Source organism: Gordonia sp. NB41Y, assembly GCF_030718915.1.
GTDB classification, from domain to species: Bacteria; Actinomycetota; Actinomycetes; order Mycobacteriales; family Mycobacteriaceae; genus Gordonia; species Gordonia desulfuricans.
Window position 1 is genome coordinate 1,155,649 of sequence record NZ_CP132196.1, and the last position, 25,087, is coordinate 1,180,735.

General features: G+C 67.8%; 21 protein-coding genes. 9 read left to right on the forward strand and 12 right to left on the reverse strand.

The genetic code is table 11. The annotated features are described in order from the left end of the window. Positions 1–2 precede the first annotated feature (2 nt). From hisC to Q9K23_RS04965, 3 genes are read left to right on the forward strand one after another with little or no spacing between them, the layout of a single operon-like run. Complete coding sequence (gene hisC / locus Q9K23_RS04955; protein WP_020790416.1) at positions 3–1,100, forward strand: histidinol-phosphate transaminase; 1,098 nt, start codon at positions 3–5, stop codon at positions 1,098–1,100. A 56-nt stretch (positions 1,101–1,156) separates the two neighbouring features. After that, a complete protein-coding gene (locus tag Q9K23_RS04960; RefSeq protein ID WP_244882526.1) occupies positions 1,157–1,960 on the forward strand; it encodes a class II aldolase/adducin family protein in 804 nt (267 codons plus the stop codon). Next, the gene (locus Q9K23_RS04965; protein ID WP_082365947.1) at positions 1,960–2,919 is read left to right on the forward strand and encodes an NAD(P)-dependent oxidoreductase; all 960 of its coding nucleotides are present in this window, start codon (positions 1,960–1,962) and stop codon (positions 2,917–2,919) included. Before Q9K23_RS04960 ends, Q9K23_RS04965 begins: the two co-directional genes overlap by 1 nt. An 862-nt stretch (positions 2,920–3,781) precedes the next feature. Here Q9K23_RS04965 and Q9K23_RS04970 read toward each other — a convergent pair. Continuing rightward, a complete protein-coding gene (locus Q9K23_RS04970; protein WP_160319610.1) occupies positions 3,782–5,023 on the reverse strand; it encodes an HNH endonuclease signature motif containing protein in 1,242 nt (413 codons plus the stop codon). A gap of 321 nt (positions 5,024–5,344) precedes the next feature. On the opposite strand from Q9K23_RS04970, the gene Q9K23_RS04975 reads away from it, so the two are divergent. From Q9K23_RS04975 to Q9K23_RS05000, 6 genes are all read left to right on the forward strand, one after another. Then, positions 5,345–5,953: a TetR family transcriptional regulator gene (locus tag Q9K23_RS04975; protein ID WP_053777688.1), complete on the forward strand. Its 609-nt coding sequence runs from the start codon at positions 5,345–5,347 to the stop codon at positions 5,951–5,953. A gap of 24 nt (positions 5,954–5,977) precedes the next feature. Then, entirely contained in the window at positions 5,978–6,736 is a 759-nt protein-coding gene (locus tag Q9K23_RS04980) for a hypothetical protein (RefSeq protein WP_261977980.1), read from the forward strand. A 4-nt stretch (positions 6,737–6,740) separates the two neighbouring features. Further along, entirely contained in the window at positions 6,741–8,024 is a 1,284-nt protein-coding gene (locus tag Q9K23_RS04985; RefSeq protein ID WP_020793907.1) for an aminotransferase class III-fold pyridoxal phosphate-dependent enzyme, read from the forward strand. A 136-nt stretch (positions 8,025–8,160) separates the two neighbouring features. Then, positions 8,161–9,786 carry a hypothetical protein gene (locus Q9K23_RS04990; RefSeq protein WP_082365946.1) on the forward strand — a complete coding sequence of 542 codons (1,626 nt, stop codon included), beginning with the start codon at positions 8,161–8,163 and terminating at the stop codon, positions 9,784–9,786. Then, on the forward strand, positions 9,779–11,122 hold the full coding sequence (locus tag Q9K23_RS04995) for an MFS transporter (protein ID WP_261977979.1): 1,344 nt from the start codon (positions 9,779–9,781) through the stop codon (positions 11,120–11,122). Before Q9K23_RS04990 ends, Q9K23_RS04995 begins: the two co-directional genes overlap by 8 nt. A 29-nt stretch (positions 11,123–11,151) precedes the next feature. Beyond that, a complete protein-coding gene (locus tag Q9K23_RS05000) occupies positions 11,152–12,576 on the forward strand; it encodes a GH1 family beta-glucosidase (RefSeq protein WP_053777687.1) in 1,425 nt (474 codons plus the stop codon). A 1,580-nt stretch (positions 12,577–14,156) separates the two neighbouring features. Here the strand turns inward: Q9K23_RS05000 and Q9K23_RS05005 are convergent. The 11 genes from Q9K23_RS05005 to Q9K23_RS05055 form a co-directional block, all read right to left on the reverse strand. Next, positions 14,157–15,617: a bifunctional ADP-dependent NAD(P)H-hydrate dehydratase/NAD(P)H-hydrate epimerase gene (locus Q9K23_RS05005; protein ID WP_053777686.1), complete on the reverse strand. Its 1,461-nt coding sequence runs from the start codon at positions 15,615–15,617 to the stop codon at positions 14,157–14,159. Between the two features lie 6 nt (positions 15,618–15,623). Then, positions 15,624–17,486, reverse strand: coding sequence for a glutamine--fructose-6-phosphate transaminase (isomerizing) (gene glmS / locus Q9K23_RS05010; RefSeq protein WP_053777685.1), 1,863 nt, complete (start codon positions 17,484–17,486; stop codon positions 15,624–15,626). A gap of 6 nt (positions 17,487–17,492) precedes the next feature. Continuing rightward, on the reverse strand, positions 17,493–18,383 hold the full coding sequence (locus Q9K23_RS05015; protein ID WP_053777684.1) for an alpha/beta hydrolase: 891 nt from the start codon (positions 18,381–18,383) through the stop codon (positions 17,493–17,495). 61 nt (positions 18,384–18,444) lie between these two features. Continuing rightward, positions 18,445–18,705, reverse strand: a complete 261-nt coding sequence (locus tag Q9K23_RS05020; protein WP_305950414.1) for a hypothetical protein — start codon at positions 18,703–18,705, stop codon at positions 18,445–18,447. Further along, entirely contained in the window at positions 18,702–19,871 is a 1,170-nt protein-coding gene (locus Q9K23_RS05025; protein ID WP_053777682.1) for a hypothetical protein, read from the reverse strand. Before Q9K23_RS05025 ends, Q9K23_RS05020 begins: the two co-directional genes overlap by 4 nt. Next, positions 19,871–20,194 carry a hypothetical protein gene (locus Q9K23_RS05030; protein ID WP_152972794.1) on the reverse strand — a complete coding sequence of 108 codons (324 nt, stop codon included), beginning with the start codon at positions 20,192–20,194 and terminating at the stop codon, positions 19,871–19,873. The genes Q9K23_RS05025 and Q9K23_RS05030 overlap by 1 nt, the downstream gene beginning before the upstream one ends. 289 nt (positions 20,195–20,483) lie before the next feature. Further along, positions 20,484–21,200: an HAD-IA family hydrolase gene (locus Q9K23_RS05035; RefSeq protein WP_053777680.1), complete on the reverse strand. Its 717-nt coding sequence runs from the start codon at positions 21,198–21,200 to the stop codon at positions 20,484–20,486. Between the two features lie 2 nt (positions 21,201–21,202). After that, positions 21,203–22,534: a phosphoglucosamine mutase gene (gene glmM / locus Q9K23_RS05040; protein WP_053777679.1), complete on the reverse strand. Its 1,332-nt coding sequence runs from the start codon at positions 22,532–22,534 to the stop codon at positions 21,203–21,205. Between the two features lies 1 nt (position 22,535). Then, positions 22,536–23,138 (reverse strand): 30S ribosomal protein S9, encoded by a 603-nt coding sequence (gene rpsI / locus Q9K23_RS05045; protein ID WP_082365945.1) that lies wholly within the window; start codon positions 23,136–23,138, stop codon positions 22,536–22,538. Further along, on the reverse strand, positions 23,135–23,578 hold the full coding sequence (rplM, locus tag Q9K23_RS05050) for a 50S ribosomal protein L13 (RefSeq protein WP_020791917.1): 444 nt from the start codon (positions 23,576–23,578) through the stop codon (positions 23,135–23,137). Before rplM ends, rpsI begins: the two co-directional genes overlap by 4 nt. Before the next feature lie 170 nt (positions 23,579–23,748). Further along, the gene (locus Q9K23_RS05055; RefSeq protein ID WP_305950415.1) at positions 23,749–25,074 is read right to left on the reverse strand and encodes a type VII secretion-associated protein; all 1,326 of its coding nucleotides are present in this window, start codon (positions 25,072–25,074) and stop codon (positions 23,749–23,751) included. Between the last annotated feature and the right edge of the window lie 13 nt (positions 25,075–25,087).

Consider the following 25,087-nt stretch of genomic DNA (forward strand, 5'->3'; position numbering starts at 1 on the left):
CGATGACCCTCCTGCACGTACGGTCGAGCATCAGCGAGATGCCGCCCTATGTGGCCGGTAAACCACCCGTCGCGAAACCCGGGGTCGCCCGGTACAAACTGTCGTCCAACGAGAACCCGTATCCGCCGCTGCCCGGCGTGGTCGCGGCCGTCGACCGGGCGGTACGTGACTCCAACCGCTATCCCGACATGGGCAATGCCGAGCTCTATGCCGCACTGGCCGAGAGCCTTTCGGTACCCACGGCGAATCTGGCCGTGGCCGCCGGATCGGCCGCCATCATCTACGACCTTCTCTCCAGCGTGTGCGAGCCGGGCGACAACGTCGTCTACCCGTGGCCCAGTTTCGAGGCCTACCCGATCGCGGTACTCGCCGCCAACGCGCGGTCGGAGCAGGTCCCGCTCACCGCCGACGGGCGCCACGACCTGGACGCCATGGCCGACCGCATCGACGATCGCACCCGCGCGGTGATCCTGTGCACACCCAACAACCCCACCGGCGCGGCGTTGACGCACACCGAGGTCCTCGGGTTCCTCGACTCCGTTCCCGCGCACGTCCTGGTGATCCTGGACGAGGCCTATGCGGAGTTCGTGCGGATGGATGATCCCGTGGACGGGATCGCGATCGCCACCGCACGCACCAACGTCGCCGTGGCACGGACGTTCTCGAAGGCCTATGGCCTCGCCGGCCTGCGGGTGGGCTACGCCTACGCACCCACCGAGATCGCCGCAGCATTGCGCGCCGTCGCCGTCCCGTTCGGGGTGAGTCTGCCCGCACAGGCCGCGGCGGTGGCGTCGCTGCAGTTGCGCTCGGAGTTGCTCGAGCGCGTGGACGCCCTGGTCGTCGAGCGCCTGCGCGTGGTCGGCGGCCTCGCCGAGATCGGCTGGGACGTGGGTGATCCGCAGGGCAACTTCGTCTGGCTTCGCTTCCCCGACGCCGACGGGGCCGCGGCGTTCGTCGCCGAGGCCGGCGAGATCGGACTGTCGGTACGTCCGCTGGCCGGAACCGGAATACGCGTCTCGATCGGCGAGACCGAGGCCAACACACGTCTTCTCGACCTCGCAGCCCGGATGATCCCCGCCCCGACCGCACCGAAGGAGTGACCATGTCCATCGCCGCCGAATCCTCTGTCTCCCCATCTCCCGTTTCCGACTCTGCTGTGCCCGACTCTGCTGTGCCCGACGATCAGCCGAGCGGTATCCCTGTCCGATGGTCGTCGTCGTCGCTCGACGAGGAGCGCCACCGCCGCAAGGTCGCACTGGTCGGCGGCTACCGACTGCTGTCGCGATTCGGCATGGACGAGGGTGTCGCGGGGCACATCACCGCTCGTGATCCCGAACTGTCCGACCACTTCTGGACCGCACGGTGGGGTGCCTACTTCGGCACGGTCTGCCCCGAGGACCTGATCTTGGTCAACGCCGACGGTGACATCGTCGAGGGCAGCGGGCCGCTCAACGGGGCGACCTTCGCCATCCATGCGGCCATCCATGACAAACGGCCGGATGTGGTCGGCGCGGTGCATGCGCACGGCCTGTATGGCAAGGCGTTCTCGGCGATGGGTCGTGAGCTCGGCGCGATGACACAGGACGCGTGCGCGTTCTACCAGGATCACATCCTGTATCCGAACTATGACGGTGTCGTCTTCGCCGCCGAGGAGGGACGTCGGATCGCCGCGGCCCTCGGTCCGCGTAAGGCGGCGATCCTGGCCAATCACGGGCATCTGACGGTGGGGACGACCGTCGAGTCGGCGGTGTGGTGGTTCATCACGATGGAACGGTCGATGCAGGCCGAGATGATCGCGCTGGCCGCCGGTACCCCCACCATGCTCGATCACGACACCGCAGTGGCCACCGGCGCCACAGTCGGCGGTGAGGCCGTCGGGTGGTTCCAGTACCAGTCGATCATTCCCAGGATCGTCCGCGAACAACCCGACTTCGCCGAGATCTGGGGAGCGGGTGTCTGATGGGATTACGGGTTCTGTTGTTGCCGCCCAATCCTTCTCCTGCCCTGCTAGATGCGGTCGAACCCGAAGGCGTCGATGTTGAGGTGACCCGGCTGCCCGAGCACACCTCTGATGCCCTGCGGGCGGCCCTGCCGCACTGCGACGTGATCGTCGGCGACTGGTCGGGACAATTGCGGCTGGACGAAACCGAGGCCGCGCTCGCCGAGCGCGCCGTCCTGGTCCAACAGCCAACTGCCGGCGTCGAGACGATCGATCTCGATGCTTGGGCTCGTCGTGGCGTCCCAGTGGCGAACATCGGTCCGGCGAACTCGTGGTCGGTGACCGAGTGGTGTCTGGGTGCGACGATGAACCTGCTGCGGTCGTATCGGTGGGCCGATGCGCAGGTACGAGGTGGTCGGTGGCCTCAGCTCGGCATCCTCGACGAGGCCCGTCCGCGAGAGCTTCGTGGCAGCCGCGTGGGCGTGGTGGGCGCCGGCCAGATCGGCACCCGTCTGTGCGCCATGTATGCAAACCTCGGATGTGCGGTCTCGTACTGGTCACCCCGATCCAGGATCGACGGTGCGTCGTGGATGCCGTTGCCGAACTTGCTGTCCGACAGCGAGATCGTGATAGTCGCGATCGCCCGCACCCCTGACACACTGGGCCTCATCGGCCAAGATGCGGTGGACTCCCTCCCCGAGGACTCCATCCTGATCGATGTGAGTCGGGGCGGCATCGTCGACCAGAACGCGGTGCTCAAGCGAGTGCGTGCCCGAACCATGACCGGCGCCGCCCTCGACGTCTTCGGCACCGAGCCCCCACAACTGGCACCGGCCGTGTTGGGCGAGGAGAACGTCCTGCTGAGCCCCCATGTCGCCGGCGTGACCCGCAATTCGGTTGCCGCACAGATCGGCGCGGTCCGCGACAACATTCTGGCCGTCGCAACCGGAGAACCCTTGCTACACGTCCTGAATCGCTGACACGTCGACACCTCCGCAGGGGGTCACCATCGGCATATCGCAGCCCAATCAGCCAATCGCCGTTGATGTTCGATTCGACGAGGAGTGACCCGACAAGACGCGTCCAAACCTCGTCGGCCGATGACGCCCACGCAACCACTCCGATCCCAACTCAATCAGCAACGCCCAGTGGGTGGTTGAGCCGACGAGGAACGAAGCGACAAGTCGTGTCGAAACCTCCGCCGGCCGAACTCGTCAACGTGACCACCTCTGGGGTGGTCACCACCCGACGTCGGCTCCGGAGATTTCGACACGGGTCCTCGCGATGCTCGGTCCCGGCTCAATCACCAACAGGGCCCCTCGCTCAATCAGCAAGCAGTGGTTGATGGTTGAGCCGACGAGGAGCGTAGCGACAAGTCGTGTCGAAACCTCCGCCGGCCGAACTCGTCAACGTGACCACCTCTGGGGTGGTCACCACCCGACGTCGGCTCCGGAGATTTCGACACGGGTCCTCGCGATGCTCGGTCCCGGCTCAATCACCAACAGGGCCCCTCGCTCAATCAGCAAGCAGTGGTTGATGGTTGAGCCGACGAGGAGCGTAGCGACGAGACGTGTCGAAACCTCCGCCGGCCGAACTCGCCGGCGTGACCACCTCCGAGGCGGTCACCACCCAACGTAGGCTCCGGAGATTTCGACACGGGTCCTCGCTACGCTCGGTCCCGCCTCAATCAGAAACGCCCAGTGGATGGTTGAGCCGACGAGGAGCGAAGCGACAAGTCGTGTCGAAACCTCCGCCGGCCGAACTCGCCAACCCAACCAACGGAGGCTCCGACACACCACCATCTCTATGAAGTTCTCAAAGAACACAAGCTTCTACAAAAGATCAGGCAGCATTCGGCAACTCGTCGGCAAACCGCCGGTTATACGCCGGAATCGGACGACGACGCCGATCAACCACCTCCGGCGGAATCAACCACGGATGCGCATCCGGACCCGTATAGACATCCCACCCGTTGTGATGCACATCGGCATGACACGACGCACACAACAAACAACCGTTCGCCAGGTCGGTGGCACCACCATCCGACCAATGCTCAATATGATGAGCCTGAGTCCTCGACGCCGGGGCACCACACTTGATACAACACCGATCCCGCTCGAACAACGCACGCCGCTGCGAAGCGGTGAACAACCGTTTCGACCGGCCCATATCCAACGGCACCCGCTCACCGTCGACGATCGTCATCACCACCACACCATCACAACTGGTTTCCAGCAAAGTGCTGTGAGTGATCGACCCACCGAACGCCAACTCCGACTTGTCAGGTGTATCCGCGGGCACCGACAGGTTGATCAACGCCGCAGGTGGCGCGGTCACCGACCGTTCCCCCGCACCAGCCGCCATATCCAGGACCATCTCCAACGCATCCGCGCGGCGTCGAGGCGCTTCGCGGGGATCCTTCGAACCATCCGGCTGCGGGACCGGCGCTGAGAGTTTCTCGATCGCGGTCGCCAACTTCTCCCCGACAACCACATCCAGACTCCCCGAGACAGCGACCCGGCCATCATCAGTTCGCCCGATATCGAGGGCATTCAGATTGCGGTCCTCTTTCGCCGGACGACCACCCTCGGTGTCATCAGCATGATGGTCACCAAGCTGATGCGCTCGTGCCATCACCTCAGCAGGTTTCGCACCGGACAACACCTGCGCCAACAGATCACCCTCGAACTCGGCCCAGGTCTCGGCAGTCGGAGTCTCCCCGGCGCGTAGCCCGATCTGGTTGAGTCCGCGCACGATCGCGTCCACATGCTCACCTGAGATGGCACCGTCGGCAGCATGTTTCGACGTGCGTTCCACCACCGCCGAGGTGCCGATCCGTTGCATCCGCGCGGCGACGGCGGGCGCGTACCCCATCTCGATCAGTAGCGCGATCGGTTTGTGCCCGTGATTCTGTGCAACCCCCAGCCGGTCGAGATGACCAGCCCCGGCCGCGGTCAACGCGTCGACAACATTCCTGATGGTGACCAGTGTCTGCATGTCCGTGAGTACGGCCGGCCCGGTCGGATCGTCGTCGAAACAACAATCGATGAGTGCGTCGAGAATGGTCTCCAGCTCCCCCTGCATGCGCACCATTGTAACGAACATACTGGCGATAGGTACTCGAATGGCCCATATTTTCAGTATCTTTGGATATCTCGATAGAGATGTGACAGCTGGTCACCAACGGGGCTGATGTGCACCGCCAGTCCGACAGAACTTTCGTAGCCATCGTTTCACCGCTGTTACGTATCGGATCGGGGGTTGCGCACCACGCACATTTGCGGTTTAACTGTGATCCGTTGGTCGAGTGACCAAAAACGGAGGGCTGACGATGCACATCGTCCGGGGGTGGGTGTGGGGACCGATGGTCATCGCCCGTGCGTCGATGCACAGGACCGGTGACTGATGGCCCGGATCGCTTTCGAAGAGCGTCGAGATCGGTTGATACAGGCAACCATTCGAGTGATCGCACGCGATGGTATCGCGGCGGCGAGTACCCGTGTGATCGCCGCCGAAGCACAGATGCCACTCGGCGCCCTGCACTATGTCTTCGGATCGCGCGATGCATTGATGAAGGCGGTCATCGTGCACATCACCGACCAGGAACGGATCAGTGCGCTGCTCGGCACCCAGATCGCGAGCAGCGTCGGAACGGTGGATCTGCACCAGTTGGTCGAGGCCGCGATGAACGGCTACCTGGACAACCTCACGACCCTGCCCGAGCGTGAACTCGTGCTGCTCGAGGTCGCGATCCATGCGATGCGCCACGACCCGGACGCCGTCGCCGATCAATGGGCCACCTACCGCGCCGCCGCCGCGCAGACACTCGAGCACGTCGCCGACGAGGCCGGCATCCGATGGCTGCACTCCACCGACGACCTGGCCAGATACCTCGTCACCTGGCTCGACGGCTTCACCGTGTCATGGCTGGCCGACCGGGACACCGCCGCGGCCCGACGCAGTGCCGCGATCTTCGCCGACTCGTTCGCGGCCCTCGCCGCGACCCCAACCTGAAAGAGATCTCCGATGCTGCTCGGCGTGGACGAAACGGTTCTGGCACAGGTCAATGCGTACGCGGTACTGGGCGCCCTACCGGCACTGGCCGAGATCGCGCCGGAGGCCGCCGAGATCCTCCGCCGCGTCGGTGACGAGATCACACTGACGGTGCGGGTGCGACGGGTTCCCACTGTCTCCTACCGATTCGGCCCCACCTCGGTGGTGCGGGTCGACGACCCCGGACGCGGCCCGCAACTGCTGTTCGCCTCCCCCACCCATTTCGCCGCGACCCTCGCCGGTCGGGCGATGCCGATCCCGGTGACCGGACCGGCCGGCCTGCGCTTTCTCACCTCCGTGTTCACCCCGCTGTGCGAACTCCTCGAGAAGTACCTCAAGCCGTCCGAGGAAGACCTGTCCGATCCGGAGTTCTCCGCTGCCAGCACACGTCTCACCCTCGTCGTGGCCATGCTGGCCGTGGCGGTGGTCGCCAACGAGGATCGCAGCGGCAGGTTCTCGGCGGCACACATGCCCGACGGGACCCTCGACGTGGAGGCAGGCGACGACATACGCATCCGCCTGCAGGTGGACGCACACCGAGTCCGGGTGGTCGACGACCTCGACGGGCCGCCGCGCGCACGCCTTCGCTTCGCCGATCTCGCCACCGTCGGTGACGTCCTGGCCGGGCGCGACAGTGCACTGGCCTGCGTCTGTGACGGACGTATCGCGATGAGCGGCTTCATCCCACTCGTCGACAACACGAACCGAATCCTCGACCGCGTCGGGGCCTATCTGAAGGCGTGACATCGTGACGAACACCGAGCAGACGGGCACCGGACCGAAGGCCACGAGCCCCGTCTACACCTATGACAAGAGCAACGCCATGTTCGACCGTGCGGTGCAGGTGATCCCCGGGGGCATCTACGGCCACCTCGGTCCCAGCGAGGGCTGCTACATCCCACGCGATGCCTATCCGCTGTTCTCCGCGCGGGCCGAGGGCACCCGATTCTGGGACCTCGACGGCAACGAGTTCATCGACTACATGTGTGGGTACGGGCCGAATGTATTGGGCTACAACGACCCGATCGTCGCCGAAGCCGCACAGCGACAGGCACGCCGAGAAGACGTCGTCTCCATTCCCGGGTCGACGATGGTCGAGTTCGCCGAACTGCTGACCGACACCGTGGCCTGCGCGGACTGGGCGTTCTTCGCCAAGAACGGCGGTGACGTCACCACATTGGCCGTGATGACCGCCCGCGCCGCCACCGGCCGCCAGCGCATCGTCTTCTTCGAGGGCTACTATCACGGGGTGGACCCGTGGGCCCAGAAGCTGGACTACCCAGGCGTTCTCGAGCAGGACGTCCTGGGCAACATCGAGGCGAGGTGGAATGACATCGCCGATCTCCGGCGGATCTTCGCCGCGCATCGCGGTGAGATCGCCGCACTCATCGCCCAGCCGTACAAGCACGGCAACTTCTACGACAACGAACTCCCGGTCGAGGGGTACTGGAAACAGGTCCGCCGGTTGTGTGACGAGTACGGGATCGTGCTGATCGTCGACGACGTGCGGGCCGGATGGCGATTGGATCTGGCGGGCTCCGACCACCACTACGGGTTCAAGGCCGATCTGATCACCTTCTGCAAGGCTCTGGCCAACGGCTACAACGTCTCTGCGCTGTGCGGTGTCGAAGCACTACGGGAGCCCGTCTCGTCGATCACCTACACGGGCAGCTACTGGATGAGCGCCGTCCCGTTCGCGGCCGGGATCGCGACGATCACCCGGCTGGCCGAGATTGACGCACCGGCGCTGTTCCGCCGGCTCGGCACCGAGCTGACCGACGGGCTGGTCGAGGTGGCCGCCACGCATGGACACCGGCTGGTCGTCTCGGGGGAACCGGCACTGTTCTATCTGCGTCTGGCCGACGACGATTCACTCGATCTCCATCAACGCTGGATCGCCGAATGCGTCCGGCGAGGGGTGTTCCTGACCTCCCATCACAACCACTTCGTCAACGCCGCACTCACCTCCGCCGACATCGCACGGACCATGGAGATCGCCGACGCCGCCTTCGCCGCGCTGGAGCGACCATGACCGCTGCGACGCCCGGGCCGGCGCGCCGTGTCGGCTCCGGGTCGGGACAGCTCATGCCAATCCCGACCACTGGCGCCCGGATACCCGTACGGTCGGGAGTCGTCCTGTCCGACAACGTCACCGGAGGCCTGCTCTGATGCGTCCCATCCGGCCCGCCCTGATCGCCCTCGTCGGGGTGTGCCTGGCCGTCACCATCGGTGTCGTGCCCGCCACCGCCGACACCGCCCACTCCCCTGCGGTGCCGCCCGACGCCGGTGGACGGCCCATCGTGGGGCTCGTCGATGCGCACGCCCACCTCAACGCCTCGGCGGCGTTCGGCGGATCGCTGCACTGTGGCCGCCCCTTCGACCAGGCCGGCCCGCAGGTCGCGTTGGCCGGCTGTCCCGCACACGCGCGGCTGGGAGTCGGGGCACTGCTCGAGACCATCGTCGGCGGGTCCGATCCCGCGGCGGGGACCGCCGGCTGGCCGACGATGGCCGACTGGCCCCGGCACAACACCCTCCTGCACGAGCAGGCGTACTACACCGGGATCGAACGGGCCTGGCGCGGCGGATTGCGGATGATCAACACGCTGTTGGTGGCCAATCGCGTGATCTGCGAGCTGTATCCGCAGCGAACCGGGCCGTGTGACGAGACATCGCAGATCCGGGCGCAGGCCACGCAACTGCACCAGATGCAGTCCTACATCGACTCGCGCAGCGGGGGCCCAGGCAAGGGGTGGTTCCGCATCGTGACCTCACCGGCCCAGGCCCGGGCGGTCGCGGCGGCGGGCAAACTCGCGGTGTCGGTCGGCGTGGAATCCTCGGAGATCCTCGGCTGTTCGGAATGGCAGGGACGCCCCGGATGCACTGCGGCCCAGATCGACTCGGGCCTCGACGAACTGCGTCGGCTCGGCGTCAGCAATGTCTTTCTGGTCCACAAGTTCGACAATGCCCTCGGTGGAACGCGTTTCGATCCCGGGACCACCGGCGCCGCACTCAATGTGGGCAATCTGATCGCCACCGGACACTGGTGGCAGGCACGTTCCTGTACCGGAGGGGAGGCCGACCACCCGCAGCCGATCGCCGACGACGGTCTCGAACGCCTCCTGCGCGAGGCCCGCGTCGACCTGCCCGCCGGGACCACCCTGCCGGTGTATCCGGCCGGGCCGATCTGCAACATCCGCGGCCTGACCGATCTGGGCCGGCACGCGGTGGAATCGGCGATGGACCGGGGCATGCTCCTCAACATCGACCACATGAGCGTACGCACGGCACGCGATGTCCTCGACATCGCCAAACGCCGCCACTATGCGGGCATCCTCACCGCACACACCTGGTCGGATCGGCAGATCGCGCGGGATGTCCTCGCGCTGTCGGGGTTCGCCGCCACCTATGCCTATGCGGCCGGCGACACGGGTACCGGCGAGCCCGACTTCCTCTCCGAATGGCGTGCGGACTCGGCCGGACTGACCGTCCACGGATACGGATACGGGTCCGACGTCAACGGGCTGGCACCCCAGGCGCCGCCCCGCCTCGACGCGAGCTCCGACCCGCTGCGGTATCCGTTCACCGCGATCAACGGGGTCACCATGGACAAGGCCGTGCTCGGAACCCGGACGTACGACCTGAATCGTGACGGCGTCGCGCAGTACGGCCTCTACGCGGACTGGTATGCAGATCTGTTGCAGGCTGCGGGTTCCGATGCTCCTCGACTACGGGCCCAGTTGATGTCCGGGGCGGAAGGCTATGTCCGCATGTGGGAGTCGGTCCGGCGTGACTGACCCCCGCGAGCCCTCCCTGCCGGGAACCACACCCACCGACCCCGGCAATCCTCCGGCCGCATCGACTCCCGGTGCCACCCCGAAACCCGGCGGGTCGTCGAATCCCGCGGTGTCGTCCAATCCTGCAGTGTCGCCCAATCCTGCTGGGGTGAGCCGGATGTGGATCGTCGCCCTCATGTTGGGGATCATCGGCATCTTCGCAGCGTGGTTCGGGCCGCTGCAGATCCTGCTGCCCGAGCAGTCCCGCGACATCGCCGACGACGCCGGCATCGGCAAGGAGTCCCTGCTCGCCACCGTGACCGGCGTGGGTGCCCTGGTGTCGATGATCGCCAATCCGTTGTGGGGTCTGCTCTCCGACCGCACCCGATCGCGGTGGGGACGCCGCATCCCGGTGGCCGTCGCCGGCACCGTGGTGGGCGTCGCGGGTCTGCTCGTCCTGTCCTCGGCGCACGGTCTGGCGGCGATGGTGGCCGGATGGGCGTTGGTGCAAGCCGGTTTCAACGGCCCGTTCGCCGCCTTCACCGCATTGATCGCCGACCAGGTCCCCGAAGACGAACGCGGTCTGGTGGGTTCGATGTTCGGGGTCGGCCAGATCGTGGGCGTGGTCCTCGGCACGGTCGCCGCGACGGTCGTGGGACCGGGTCCACTGGGTTATGTGGCGCTCGCGGTGGCCGCCCCGGCGCTGATCTCGGCGGTGATCGTCGTGCAACTCGGCAATCCTCGTACCGAATCGGCGCGCGGACCGTCGTCCGCCGGCGGCTGGACGTTCCGCCTGACCCGGGACTTCGCGTGGGCGTGGGCGATGCGCTGTGCCATGAACATGGTCAACGCCATCGTCATGCTCTATCTCTTCTACTACCTCTCCGACGAGGTGGGGATCGCCGACCCCGCAGGCCAGGTGCTGCTCGTCACCGTGGTCAATGTCCTGCTCAGCGCGGCTGCGGCGGCCGTCGGCGGTATCTGGTCGGATCGCATCGCACGTCGTCGGTCCTTTGTGATCGCCGGTGCGGTCGGGGTCGGTCTCGGCACGGCCGTGCTGGGCGGATTCGCCACGTGGTCCACCACCATCGTCGCCGCCGTCCTGGTGGGTCTCGGGTGGGGCCTGTATCTGGCAGTCGACATCGCCATAGTCACCGCCACCCTCCCCGACGACGAGTCGGCCGCCACGATGCTCGGTGTCGCCAACATCGCCAGTTCGTTGCCGCAGGTGCTCGCCCCGCTGATCGCTGCGCCGGTGGTGACCAGCGCGTTGGGCTATCCGGGCTTCTACGGCCTGGGGGTCGTGGCGGCCGTGATCGCTGTTGTGTGTGTCCGACGGATCACCGTGATCCGGTGAGCCAACGATTTCGAGGAGTGAGAACTGCCATGACCGACCCCGTTCAACGTGCACTGCCGGCCGGATTCCGGTTCGGTGCGTCGACCGCTGCCATCCAGATCGAGGGCGCGGCAACCGAAGACGGACGAGGCGTGAGTATCTGGGACGTCTTCGCCGCCGAACCCGGACGGATTCGCCACGGCGACACCCCCGCGGTGGCCGCCGACCACTATCACCGCTACCGCGAAGACGTCGCCTTGCTCGGTGAGCTCGGCGTCGACGACTACAGGTTCTCGATCTCCTGGCCGCGGATCATCCCGCAGGGCACCGGCGAGATCAACGCCGCAGGACTGGACTTCTACGACCGGCTCGTCGACGAGACCCTTTCTGCCGGAATCCGTCCCGTTCCCACGCTGTATCACTGGGATCTGCCGGTCGCACTGCAGGACCGTGGTGGATGGATGAATCGGGACACCGCGCACGCGCTCGCCGACTATGTGGACGTGGTGGTGGCGCGCCTCGGCGACCGGGTCAAGGACTGGCTGACCCTCAACGAGATGAATGTCCATGCCCTGTACGGGTATGCATTGACCGACCATGCGCCCGCGGCCGGCCTCGGACTCGGTGCGCTCCCCGCGGCCCACCATCAGCTCCTGGCACACGGGCTGGCCGTGCAGTGTCTTCGTGCGGCAGGTGGCTTCCGGGTGGGTGTGGTCAGCCAGCACTTCCCGGTCGAGGCGGCGAGCACCACCACCGAGGACATCGAGGCCGCCGAGGCATTCGAGATCCTCACCAACTGGACCTTCTCCGATCCGATCCTCCTCGGCCGCTACCCGGTGCGCGAGATCACCGCGCTGGTCACGGCCACGACAGGTCTCGACGACGACGCACTCGCCGCAGACCTTGCGGTCATCTCGGCGCCGCTCGACTTCTACGGCGTGAACTACTACGAGCCGACGAAGATCGAGGCGCCACGCCCGGACAAGGACTACAGCGGCGTTCTCGAGGTCGACATCCCGGCCGGGATGCCGTTCTCGCCGGTGCCGTTCGAGGGTGTCGAGAAGACCGACTTCGGCTGGTCGGTGATCCCGTCGGGTCTCACCGACATCCTGGTCACCCTTGATCGGCGATACCCGAACCTCCCGCCGGTGGTGGTGACCGAGAACGGTGCTTCCTACCACGATCCCGATCCCGTCGACGGCCGCGTCGCCGACCCCGCCCGGGTGGACTACCTGCGGCGACACCTCGACGCTGTCGGCGACGCCATCGAGGCAGGAGTCGATGTACGTGGCTACTACGTGTGGTCTGCGCTCGACAACTTCGAGTGGGCTGCCGGATACCAGGAGCGCTTCGGCCTGATCCACGTCGACTTCGCCACCGGACACCGGACCCGTAAGGATTCCTGGTTCTGGTATCGCGACGTCATCGCCGCACATCACCGCGCGAGCGAAACCGTCCACGGCGCCCATCGGTAGTCCGAGGTCCCGCGACCCGCTCGACAACGGATGCGCTGCTCGATCAAGCACTGGCCGTAGATGGTTGAGCCGACGTCGCCTACGCAACCACCCCCGACGTGGTCACCACCCGACGTCGGCTGCGGAGATTTCGACACGGGTCCTCGCGATGCTCGGTCCCGGCTCAATCAGCAAAGAAGCCGCGACCCAATCACGGATGACGTCCTACTCAATCATCAACGCCCAGTATATGGTTGAGCCGACGAGGAGCGCAGCGACGAGACGTGTCGAAACCTCAGACAGACGACGTCGCCAACGCAACCACCCCCGGCATGCTCACCACCCACCCAAGCTGCGGAGATTTCGACACGGGTCCTCGCGATGCTCGGTCCCGGCTCAATCATCGTAGAAGGCCCGGATCAATCAGCAAGCAGCGGTTGATGGTTGAGCCGACGAGGAACGAAGCGACAAGGCGAGTCGAAACCTCAGAAGCCGAACTCGCCAACCCAACCACCCCCGACGTGGTCACCACCCGACGTCGGCTGCGGAGATTTCGACACGGGTCCTCGCGATGCTCGGTCCCGGCTCAATCAGCAACGAAGACGCAACCCAATCACGGATGACGTCCCACTCAATCAGCAACGCCCAGTGGATGGTTGAGCCGACGAGGAGCGCAGCGACGAGACGAGTCGAAACCTCAGACAGCCGAACTCGCCAACCCAACCACCCCCGACGTGGTCACCACCCGACGTCGGCTGCGGAGATTTCGACACGGGTCCTCGCGATGCTCGGTCCCGGCTCAATCAGCAACGAAGACGCAACCCAATCACGGATGACGTCCCACTCAATCAGCAACGCCCAGTATATGGTTGAGCCGACGAGGAGCGCAGCGACGAGACGAGTCGAAACCTCAGACAGCCGAACTCGCCAACCCAACCACCCCCGACGTGGTCACCACCCGACGTCGGCTGCGGAGATTTCGACACGGGTCCTCGCGATGCTCGGTCCCGGCTCAATCAGCAAAGAAGACGCAACCCAATCACGGATGACGTCCCACTCAATCAGCAACGCCCAGTATATGGTTGAGCCGACGAGGAGCGAAGCGACAAGGCGAGTCGAAACCTCAGACAGCCGACGTCGCCAACGCAACCACCCCCGGCATGCTCACCACCCACCCAAGCTGCGGAGATTTCGACACGGGACCTCGCGATGCTCGGTCCCGGCTCAATCATCGTAGAAGGCCCGGATCAATCAGCAAGCAGCGGTTGATGGTTGAGCCGACGAGGAGCGCAGCGACGAGACGAGTCGAAACCTCAGACAGCCGACGACGCCAACGCAACCACCCCCGACATGCTCACCACCCAACCCAAGCTACGGAGATCTCGACACGGGTCCTCGCGATGCTCGGTCCCGGCTCAATCAGCAAAGAAGGCGCAACCCAATCACGGAGGACGCCCTACTCAATCAGCAACGCCCAGTTGATGGTTGAGCCGACGTCGCCAACGCAACCACGTCCGACGTGGCCACCACCCAACACAGGCCGCAGAGATTTCGACACGGCTGAATCAGCGAAGTAGGTGCGGCAACCTGTCCGGTGACGCTCAGGGCGCCAGTAACTCTCGGATCGTGGGGCGCAGTGCGGCAAGCAGATCCGAGGCGCCGATGGGGGCACCGGATGCGGCGTTCCGTGCCGCGTGGGCATGGACCCGGGCGGCGGCCGCCCCGGCCCAGATCGGGGGAAGGCCGGCGGCCAGGAGCGATCCGGCGATCCCGGAGAGCACGTCTCCGGCACCTGCGGTCGCAGCCCACGACGATCCGGCGTCGTTGCCGTAGACGGTGCCATCGGCCTGGGCGACGAGGGTGATCCGTCCCTTCAACAGCACCGTGGCACCCCAGCGTTTGGCCAGGCCGGCGACGGCGGCCAGGCGGTCGGCGCCGACGGGTTCGCCGGTGAGACGGGCGAATTCGCCGGCGTGTGGGGTGAGCAGGGTCGGCGCGTCCCGGCCGATGACGAGGTCGGGGTGCGCGGCGAGCACCGTCAGTGCGTCGGCGTCGACGAGGACCGGCAGATCGGTGGCGAGTACTGTCCGCAACCGTTCCAGGGCGGCGTCGTCGGTGCCGGCGCCGGGACCGATCACCCACGCCTGCACCCGTCCGGCCTCGGAGAGTTCCGGTACCGCAACCACTTCCGGCCGGTGTGCGACGACCTCGGCATGTGCCGAACCGACGTAGCGCACCATCCCCGACGTGGCGGCGACCGCCGCACCGGTGGACAGGATGGCCGCCCCCGGGTAGCGATGCGAGCCGGCGATCACCCCGACCACGCCTTGGGTGTACTTGTCGTCATGGGCACCGGGGATGGGCCATGCCGCGGCGATGTCGGCGTCGGTGAGTGCCTGCAGCCGGATCTCCCCGGGTGCATATTCCTCGGCGACATCCGGATCGCCTTCGTGGTCGGCGGGAAGTCCGATGTCCACCACCACGATTCGCCCGCACTGCGGCCCGGCCAGCAGATGGGCACGGCGGCGCACACCGAAGGTCACGGTGATGTCGGCGCGGACCGCCGGATCGTGCACCACTCCGGTGTCGGCATCCACTCCGGAGGGAAGGTCCACCGCGACGACGACCGTCGACGGCGCCACCTCGGCGAACACCTTTGCGGCGGTGGGCCGCAACGGTCCCCGACCACCGATCCCGACGACTCCGTCGATCACCACGTCGAGACCGCGGGGCAGTTCGGTCCCGAGTCGGCCGCCGGCGGAGCCGAAGGCGAGCAGCGCCTTCGGATGAGCCTTGTCCGGAGCCAGGAGCACTGCGGTGACCCGGATCCCGCGACGCGCCAGCTCGGCGCCCGCGAACAGGGCATCCCCGCCGTTGTCACCGGCACCGACGACGATCCCCACCGTGCGGCCGTAGCAGCCGCCGGTGGCGGCGAGCCGGCCGACCACCACCTGCGCCACACCGTGCGAGGCCCGGCGCATCAGTGTGCCGTTGGCGAGCAGCTCACCGGTGGAACGCTCGGCCACACGAACCTGTTCTGCGGTGAGAAGGCTGACCGGCATGGCGGACTATTCGACCGTGACCGACTTGGCGAGGTTACGCGGCTTGTCGACGTCGTATCCGCGGGTCTGGGCGACCGTCGCGGCGAAGACCTGCAGCGGCACCGTCGACACCAGCGGCTGCAGCAGCGTCGGTGTGCTGGGGATCGCGATGAAGTGGTCGGCGACCGTCTGGGCGGCCACGTCGTCGGCCTCGGAGATGACGATGGTGCGCGCACCTCGCGCCTGGATCTCGCGGATGTTGGACACCATCTTGGAGTGCAGCAGGGCACGCCCGGCCGGTGACGGCATCACGATGATCACCGGCAGGCCGTCCTCGATCAGGGCGATCGGGCCGTGTTTGAGTTCACCGGCGGCGAACCCCTCGGCATGCATGTACGCGAGCTCCTTGAGCTTGAGCGCACCCTCGAGTGCCACCGGGTACCCGACGTGGCGACCGATGAACAGCACGGTGTTGTGATGGGCGAGCGACCGCGCGAGCTCGCGGACCGGCTCCATGGTGTCGAGGACCTCGCGCACGGCCTCGGTCATCGATTCCATCGCCGCGAACTCGCGGGCCACCTCGTCGGCGTATTTGGTGCCACGCGCCTGGGCCAGCGCCAGACCGACCATGTAGGCGGCGGCGATCTGCGCCAGGAAGCACTTGGTGGATGCGACACCGATCTCCGGGCCGGCGTGGGTGTAGAGCACCGCGTCGGATTCACGCGGGATCTGCGCGCCGTTGGTGTTGCAGATCGCCAGGACCCGGGCCTTCTGGTCCTTGGCGTGCCGGACGGCCTCCAGGGTGTCGGCGGTCTCGCCGGACTGCGAGATCGCGACGACCAGCGTCGATCGGTCGAGCACCGGATCGCGGTAGCGGAACTCGCTGGCCAGTTCCACCTCGACGGGCAGCCGGGTCCAGTGCTCGATGGCGTACTTGGCGAGCAGACCGGCGTGATAGGCGGTGCCACAGGCGACGACGAAGACCTTGTCGACATCGCGCAGGTCGTCGTCGGTCAGCCGCTGCTCGTCGAGGACGATGCGGCCGTCCTCGAGGTGGCCGAGCATGGTGTCGGCCAGTGCGGCGGGCTGCTCGGCGATCTCCTTGAGCATGAAGAAGTCGTGGCCGCCCTTCTCGGCGGCGGCGAGGTCCCAGTCGATGTGGAACGGCTTGCCCTCGCGGGGCTCCTGATCGAAGTCGGTGACGGTGTAGCTGTCGGCGGTGATCACGACGACCTCGTCGTGGCCGAGCTCGACGGCATCACGGGTGTGCTCGATGAAGGCGGTGACATCCGAGGCGACGAACATCTCGCCGTCGCCCACGCCCACCACCAGCGGCGTGGACCGGCGTGCGGCGACGATCGTGTCCGGGTGATCGGAGTGCGTGAAGACCAGGGTGAACGCACCGTCGAGCCGACGCAGTGCGGCGTAGGCGCTGGCCACGAAATCACCGGCGGTCGCACCCTGCGTGTACTCCCGCGAGATCAGGTGGACCGCGGTCTCGGTGTCGGTGTCGGATGCGAACTCGACGCCCTCGGCCTCCAGCTCGGCTCGCAGCGGCGCATAGTTCTCGATGATGCCGTTGTGGACGACGGCGATCTTGCCGTCGAGGCTCACATGCGGATGGGCGTTGCGATCGGTGGGCTGACCGTGCGTGGCCCACCGGGTGTGTCCCATGCCGGTGCTGCCGGCCAGCGAGTCCCGGCCGACCGTGGCGATCTGCTTGTCGAGGTTCTCCAGCCGACCGGCCTTCTTCTCGATCGCGGTGTGACCTTGCCCGTCGAGGATCGCCACACCGGCCGAGTCATAACCGCGGTACTCCATACGCCGAAGCGCTTCGACCACGATGTCGAGGGCGTCGCGGCCCCCCACGTATCCGACGATTCCACACATAAGTCGTCAGGGTACCGGGATTTCTGCAGTGGCCTTGCCACGCCGCTTGCGCGGTTTGGCGCCGAGCAACGCCGACACGTGATCCAGTTCTCCCTCCGGGGTCACCTCGGGGTCTGCGACCAGGGTCTTTCCGATGACGGCGGCCGGATCGGCGAACCCGGCGTAGTCGGTGTCCAGGGTCAGCGAATGCAGCAGGAATCCGGTCAGCAGAGCCCTGACCTGGGTGTGGGTCAGCTTGTCCGCCCCGTTGATGCCGACCAGCGACTTGGGCGTGCGGCGCTCGAGCAGGCCGCGGCTACTGGCGCCGAGCAGGGTGCGCAACACCACATCGCCCCCGTAGGCGCGGGCCAGGGGGCGGGCGTTGGCGTCGACGGTGTCGAGGGCTGTCGGCGAGGCCAGGATGAGCCCCGGTGCGGTCACGGTCGCGGCGGCCGGCTCCAGCACCGGTGTGGTGGGCGCCGGGAACAGCGCCACCACCGCCTTGGTCTCGATGGGCGGCTGACCGGCCACCACATCCGATGACGCCGCGATCACCGCGGCAGATGCACCGAATCCGTGCCCCACATAGCCGACGCGACGGGGGTCGACGGTGATGCCGCCGTCGCCGAGCGGCGCATGCGACACCACCGACAGCGCAGACCGCAGTTCACCGGCGAACCCGACGTCAGATGGCATCAGACCACGCTGCCCGTCCGGGGCGGCGACCACGATGCCCCAGGAGGCCAGGTGGTAGAGGAGGTCGCGGTAGCGGCTGCTCCCGGTGAGCCAGTGATGGCCGAAGGCCACTGCGGGCAGGTGCGTCCCCTCGGACGGCGCGAACACCCGGCCGTCCATCCCGACGATCCCGAGGCTGCCGGACAGCACCCGGTGCGGACCGCGTCGGGCCAAGGTCTTCATGAGCTTGGCCGGAGGCTTCGACGGCTTCTTGGAACCACTTGTGCCGAACACGTCACACAGCCTATTCGGAGTGGCGCCCGCGGTGGGGACTGGCCTCGGCCACGTCGGCCGGGAGCAGGATTCGCGGGGTGGGACTGTCGCACGCATCGGCGGCCACCTCGAGGTCGGCGCGGAGTCGGGCGGTGGCATCGGCGGTGGCCTGCCGGTGCTGGTCGGCGACCCCGGAGAGCCGACGCTGCACGGCGCTGAACTCCCGCGATGCCTCCGCCAGCCGGGTGGTGGTGGCGCGGGCGATCTGTTCGATCTGGTCGGCGGTGTTCACTGATCACCGGCGAGCGCGAGATCGGACTGGGTGGAGGAGGCGTCGGGAACCGGCGGTGCCGGCCGGGACGGCGGTTCGGGTACACCGGGTGACGCCGGTGTGGCCGCGTCCGGGGTGGCGACGTGCGGTGTGGCCGTATCGGATTGCGTGGTGTCGGATTGCGTGGTGTCGGATTGCGTGGTCTCTGGCGACCCGGTGGGCGGCGGCGCCGGGATCGTCTGGGGGCGGGCGCCCGGGTCGTCGGTGGTCCGTCCCGCCGGATGGCCCGGATCGTTCGCCGGGGGCTCGACGTGCCGCGGCGCAGGCGCACCGGACGGTGCCGTGTCCGGTGACGGTTCGTCCGACGACGGTTCGTCCGATGACAGGGTGAACGGCACGTCGGCGGCGGGTGGGACGTCGACCGGCTGCGCGATGCCCGCCGGCGGCGCGCCCGTCCGATCCGTGTCGGGTCCCGCGGTGCGCCGGTCGGCGTGCGGGTCGTCCGGCAACTCGGCACGCACCGCCGTGCCCGCCTGGCCGCGTGGGTCGCCGAGCTCGCCGTCATCCCATGTGTCCGAGGTCCTCGACAGCACCGCGAGGACCCCGCCGATCCCCTGCTGTGCGGAGTCGGAGGCATTGCGCAACAGCGTTATCCGAGATCCGACGTCATCGATGACGACCTGCAGCGGGATCTGCCCGGTCAGCACCCGGGCGGGGATCTCGGGTACCGGCACTCCGGCCACCATCGGACTCGACAGACGCGCCACCGTGAGATACCAGGTGCGCAGGATCTGGTCGATGCCCGCTGCCGCGGCGTTCGCCGCATCCGACACCGACCGCAGCGCATGCAGGTCGGCTTCTGCCCGGCGCTGGTGTTCGATCACCAGTCCGAGCACCACCCGCCCGGCCTCCGAGACCCAGCCGGCGTCGAGACGTACCTGCTGTTCGGCTAGCCGATGCAGCCGGTCGGCCACGGCACGGTGGGCCGATGCCAGCCGTCGGGCGTCTGCGGCGAGACCGTCGACGTCCACACCGCCGACGGAGGTGAGCATCGACCGGATCTCGTCATCGCCCGGTACGTGCATACCCAGCAGGCGACCCGTTCCGAGCACCGCGATCAGGTCCTCGACTCCGCGGATGGCCTGATCACGCAGCGCGGCAAGGGAATCCGTGCGCGGCGCGGTCATCACTGCGTTCCCGCGTCCGGATGCAACGCCCCGGCGGCCTCGTCGTCGGCGGCCACCACATGGGCCACTCCCCGACCGAGCGTCTCGGCCAGTGACGACGCGGATGCGGCCTGCACGCGGAGCCGGTCGGCGAGCAGGCCCGCGGTCTGGGCGAAACGCCGGCCGAGTTCGTCGTGATCGGGGCCGCACCACGATCCGAATGCGTCGCCGTCGAGGTCGGCAGCAGCCGCGTCGACCACCTGCGCGACCCGCCGGTAGTAGCCGACGACGGCCGTCACCTGATCGACGTCCATCCGCATGTGTGCCCCATCCGCACCCGTCATCCCCGCCCCTCCCCTGGACACCGCCATCGCAGGCGGTCATGAGATGGGTCACAGCCTAACGCCCGGGTCCGACACCCACCCGCCGAAGACCCATCACCCACAGATCGGGGGCGTGGTGCACAGGGGACGGATTTCCGGTCCACGAGCCCACCGGATGTGGTAGCCGACGGTATCGGCACCGCCGGGTACCGGGGTGCAGAAACGCCGAACCGGGAAAAGGGCCGTCTGCGGCGCCGGCCACGTGGAGCAGGACCGCCGCGGCGTCGCGACCGGATCGACCTCGCGGGGATCAGTCGGCTGCGGGGATGGTGACGCCGTGCGCGGCGACGGCTGAGATCAGCGCGTCCGGACGTTGTGTCACCGGACCGTCCGCGACGAGTTCGAAGGCGCATCCGAGGGTGCGCGATCCGCCGTCGGCGTGTTCGCTGTCACCGATCATCAGCGTCTGTTCGGGCGGCACGCCGAGACCGTCGAGGGCGGCCTGGAAGATCCGCGGGTCCGGCTTGATCACGCCGACCTCGTACGACAGCGCCCACGCCCCGACATGTCCGGTGAGTCCGTGCAGGGCCAGGACCTCGCGGAGATCGAAGGCGATGTTGCTGACCACCCCCACCGCGATGCCCTGTGCGGCAAGGCCGGCGAGTACGGCCGCGGTGTCGGGGAACGGGACCCAGGAGTGCGGGTCGAGAATCCGCGCATACAGCTTCTCGGCATGGCCGGGAACGGTCAGGCCCGACGCCCGCAGCACCGCCAGGTAGGCCCGACGATGCTTCGCGGGATCGAGATCGCGTTGCTCCCAGGCGATCCGGTCGTCGCCGGTCAGATCTGCGGGCATCCCGACCGGCTGGGTCATCCGGCGGATCAGGTCCGCCTGTGCGTCGACGTGCAGGGGCCGGCCCTGCGCGTCGTGGAGTCCCGCGAACCATTCGTCGCGGGCCTCGAACCGGAAGAGGGTGCCGGAGAAGTCGAAGAGGACGGCACGCGGGACCGAGGTCTCCACCGCCATCGTCACTCCCCGACCGTCGCGACCACGCCCGCGACGCGCTCGGCGATCCCCAGCGCCAGTTCCGGCGTGGGCGCCTCGACCATCACGCGGACCAGTTGCTCGGTTCCCGAGGGCCGCAAAAGGATTCGACCGGTCTCGCCGAGTTCGGTCTCGGCCTTGGCCACCGCGTCGGTCACCGATTGCGCCTGTGCCACGGCATGTTTGTCCGCAACGCGCACGTTGATCAGTTCCTGCGGCAGGACGGTCACGATCGACGCGAGATCGGCCAGACGCTTCGAGTTCTCGACCATCTCGGCCATCAGCAGCAGCCCGGTGAGGATGCCGTCACCGGTGGTACCCGAGCCGGGTACCACGATGTGGCCGGATTGTTCACCGCCGAGCGAGTAGCCACCGCGTCGCAGTTCCTCGAGGACATAGCGATCGCCGACAGCGGTGGTGTGCAGGGAGATTCCCGCCTCACGCATCGCGATGTGCAGACCCAGGTTGCTCATCACCGTCGCCACCAGCACGTCCTCGTGCAGCCGGCCCTTCCGGTGCATCGCCGAGGCGAGGATGGCCAGGATGTGGTCGCCGTCGACGAGTCCGCCGGTGGAGTCGACGGCCAGGCACCGGTCGGCGTCACCGTCGTGGGCCAGCCCCAGGTCGGCGCCGTGTTCGAGCACCGCGTCCTGCAGCTTGTCCATGTGGGTGGACCCGCAGCCCTCGTTGATGTTGATGCCGTCGGGTTCGGCGTAGATCGGGATGACCGTCGCGCCTGCGGCCGCGTACACGTGGGGTGCCACCGCGGAGGCGGCGCCGTTGGCGCAGTCGACCACCACGGTCACGTCGTCGAGGCGCACGTCGATCGCCGCGGCGAGGTGGCGGGCGTACCGCTCCTCCGCGTCGGGGGCGTCGAGCAGACGGCCGACGTCACCGCCGGTCGGGCGCGGGTGATCGTCGGCGGCCATCGCGGCCTCGATCCGGTCCTCGACGTCGTCGTCGAGCTTGTGCCCGCCGGCGCCGAAGAACTTGATGCCGTTGTCCGGCATGGGATTGTGGGATGCCGAGATCATGACGCCGAAGGCGGCGTCGTAGTCGGCGGTCAGAAAGGCGATCGCCGGTGTGGGCAGCACGCCCACCCGGATCGCGTCGACACCCGCGGCGGCCAGGCCTGCGCACACCGCGGCCTCCAGCATCTCGCCGGAGGCACGGGGATCGCGGCCCACGACCGCACGGGGTCGGGTACCGGTACCGAGGACGACCGCGGCGGCCGAGGCCAGGCGCAACCCGAGCTCGCAGGTGAGCTCGGAGTTGGCCAGGCCTCGGACGCCGTCGGTTCCGAAAAGGCGTGACAAGTCAGCGCTTGGAGTACTGCGACGCCTTGCGGGCCTTCTTCAGGCCGTACTTCTTGCGCTCGACCGCACGCGGGTCGCGCGTGAGGAAGCCGGCCTTCTTCAGGGCCGGGCGATCCTCCGGGGTGACCTCGATGAGGGCACGGGCGATCGCCAGACGCAGCGCACCGGCCTGACCCGAGGGGCCACCGCCGACGAGGCGTGCGTGGATGTCGAAGGACTCGGTCCGCTCGACGGTGACCAGCGGAGCCTTGATCAGCTGCTGGTGCACCTTGTTCGGGAAGTAGTCCTCGATGGTGCGGCCGTTGAGGCGGAAGTCGCCGGTACCGGGCACCAGGCGGACGCGCACGACGGCCTCCTTGCGGCGACCGACGGTCTGGATCGGGCGGTCGATGACGACCGGGCCGCGGTCGGCGACGGCATCGTCGTCGACGGCAACGTCGGCGTCGTAGTCGTCGGTGGCCTCTTCGACAGCCTCGACGGCCTCGACGGCCTGCTCGACAGCGGTCTCGGCGGCAGCGGTGTCGTCACCGGCATCGGCCTGGACCTCGGCAGCATTTTCCACGGCGGCCTCCACGGCCTCGTCCGAAATGTTCTCGTTGGTCACTGGGCCACCTGCTTGATCTCGAAGGGGACGGGGCGCTGGGCCGCGTGGGGGTGGTTCGGGCCGGCGTAGACCTTCAGCTTGGAGGCCATGGCGCGTCCGAGCTTGGTGTGGGGAAGCATGCCCTTGATGGCCTTCTCCAGGACGCGCTCGGGGTGCGACTCGAGCAGCTCGGCGGTGGTCTGGGCCTTCAGGCCACCCGGGTGACCGGAGTGGCGGTAGTTGAGCTTGGTCTGCGCCTTGTTGTTGGTCAGCGCGACCTTCTCGGCATTGATGATGACGACGAAGTCGCCACCGTCCATGTGGGGGGCGTAGGTGGGCTTGTGCTTGCCGCGGAGCAGGTTCGCGCTCTGCACGGCCAGCCGGCCGAGCACCACGTCGGTGGCGTCGATGACATGCCACGTGCGTGTGATGTCACCGGCCTTCGGGGTGTAGGTAGACACAGTTGGTCCTTCAACTCTTGTCGACGGTGCTGGTCAGATGCAGCGGCAGAGGAACACCCGGCGACCAGTGGGGACCCGGGACTCGACTACCCGGAACACCACGAGGGTGACCAGGTGCCACGCACCAGCGATCCAGAGTACGGGATCGCGCAGTTCAGGGTCAAAATGCCTCAGCCGGGCCCGATCCGTACCGACGCCACCGCCTCGGCGCACGGGCCGTCGATCGTCTCCGCGCCGGTTCCGCCCTGACACCCGACACTCACCTGCAGATCGTCGTCGACCAGGACGTACCAGCGGATCGGCGCCCCCGACACCGGGGCCTCGCGATAGCTGATCACATCCCGCCCGGCATAGCGCGTGGACGGCGAGAACTCGGTGACGACATCGTCGCCGCGCTGCCGGATCCGGTTGTGCAGGCTGGTGGACACCGAGGCCGGCGTCGACCCGGCCCGTACCGGGCTCTGGACCAGGAGGATGCGGGAGCCGTCGTCGCCGGCGGCGAACACGGTGCGCGTCTGCGAGCCCGGGCCGGCCGTCCCCGACGGTGCGGGCGGATCACTGCGATGCCAGTCGCCGGGCACCGTGAGCGTGGTGCGTCCCACCGTGACGTCGTCGGTGTGCGGCCCGGCCGGTCCGTCGTGTTGCCAGATCCCCACCCCGGCCGCCACGGCGGCCACCGCGGTCGCACATGCCGCGGCCACCCAGATCCATCGGATGCTGCGTGACGTCGTGGGCTCGTCGCCGGCGGCGGGCCCCGGGCCGGTGCCGAGGGCCGCCCGCCGGGTGCGTGCACCCCACCGCGCGATCAGCTGCGGATCCACCTGGAGAATTCGTCCGGCCACCGTGTGCCGGCCGATCGCGTCGACCGCCGCGGCACGTTCGGCCGGGATCGCCCCGTCGACGAACACCACCTCGATGCCGTCGTCGACGGCCGCCTCCACCTCGACGCGGTCGGCTCCGGCACCGGTGACAGCGACGACGGCACTCGCCTCGATCTCCCAGTCACCGCCGCGGCGGCGCAGGCATTGCACATCCCACGTCGGTGCCGAACCGGCCGGGTACCGCGGCAGATGTGTCGTCTCCACCACCGCACACCGCGACACGGTGGTGTCGGTGTGGCCGCGGGCGATCAGCACCGCCCGCGGCACCACGTCGATGTCTGCCGGGACGCGCGCGGCGGCACGACGCAGGACACCGGCGCGGACCGCACCCCAGGTGCTCGGATGTCCGATGATCAGCGACGCCCCACACGATTCCGACCACCGGGTGAAGATCTCGGTCCACCGCTGCTCCACCATCACCGCAACGCCGTCGAGGACGATCCGGTCGGCATCGATCGCGTCCATCAGTCCGGTCAGATCGGGTCCCGGCACCGCACCGATGCGGGTGTGCCCGTAGCCGAGGTCCACCACGACCGGGCCCACCACCGCGGATACTTCCGCGGATGAGACCGACTCGGGTACCACCGATCCGGCGTCGGACAGCTCGATCACCATGACGATCCCCGCG

Coding starts and splice junctions, on each gene's coding strand:
- glmS (WP_053777685.1), bottom strand. CDS start 17,486: ATGTGTGGAATCGTCGGATACGTGGGGGGCCGCGACGCCCTCGACATC.
- Q9K23_RS05000 (WP_053777687.1), top strand. CDS start 11,152: ATGACCGACCCCGTTCAACGTGCACTGCCGGCCGGATTCCGGTTCGGT.
- Q9K23_RS04970 (WP_160319610.1), bottom strand. CDS start 5,023: ATGCAGGGGGAGCTGGAGACCATTCTCGACGCACTCATCGATTGTTGT.
- Q9K23_RS05055 (WP_305950415.1), bottom strand. CDS start 25,074: ATGGTGATCGAGCTGTCCGACGCCGGATCGGTGGTACCCGAGTCGGTC.
- Q9K23_RS05005 (WP_053777686.1), bottom strand. CDS start 15,617: ATGCCGGTCAGCCTTCTCACCGCAGAACAGGTTCGTGTGGCCGAGCGT.
- Q9K23_RS04990 (WP_082365946.1), top strand. CDS start 8,161: ATGCGTCCCATCCGGCCCGCCCTGATCGCCCTCGTCGGGGTGTGCCTG.
- Q9K23_RS05015 (WP_053777684.1), bottom strand. CDS start 18,383: ATGAAGACCTTGGCCCGACGCGGTCCGCACCGGGTGCTGTCCGGCAGC.
- Q9K23_RS05030 (WP_152972794.1), bottom strand. CDS start 20,194: ATGACGGGTGCGGATGGGGCACACATGCGGATGGACGTCGATCAGGTG.
- Q9K23_RS04965 (WP_082365947.1), top strand. CDS start 1,960: ATGGGATTACGGGTTCTGTTGTTGCCGCCCAATCCTTCTCCTGCCCTG.
- Q9K23_RS05025 (WP_053777682.1), bottom strand. CDS start 19,871: ATGACCGCGCCGCGCACGGATTCCCTTGCCGCGCTGCGTGATCAGGCC.
- hisC (WP_020790416.1), top strand. CDS start 3: ATGACCCTCCTGCACGTACGGTCGAGCATCAGCGAGATGCCGCCCTAT.
- Q9K23_RS05035 (WP_053777680.1), bottom strand. CDS start 21,200: ATGGCGGTGGAGACCTCGGTCCCGCGTGCCGTCCTCTTCGACTTCTCC.
- Q9K23_RS04975 (WP_053777688.1), top strand. CDS start 5,345: ATGGCCCGGATCGCTTTCGAAGAGCGTCGAGATCGGTTGATACAGGCA.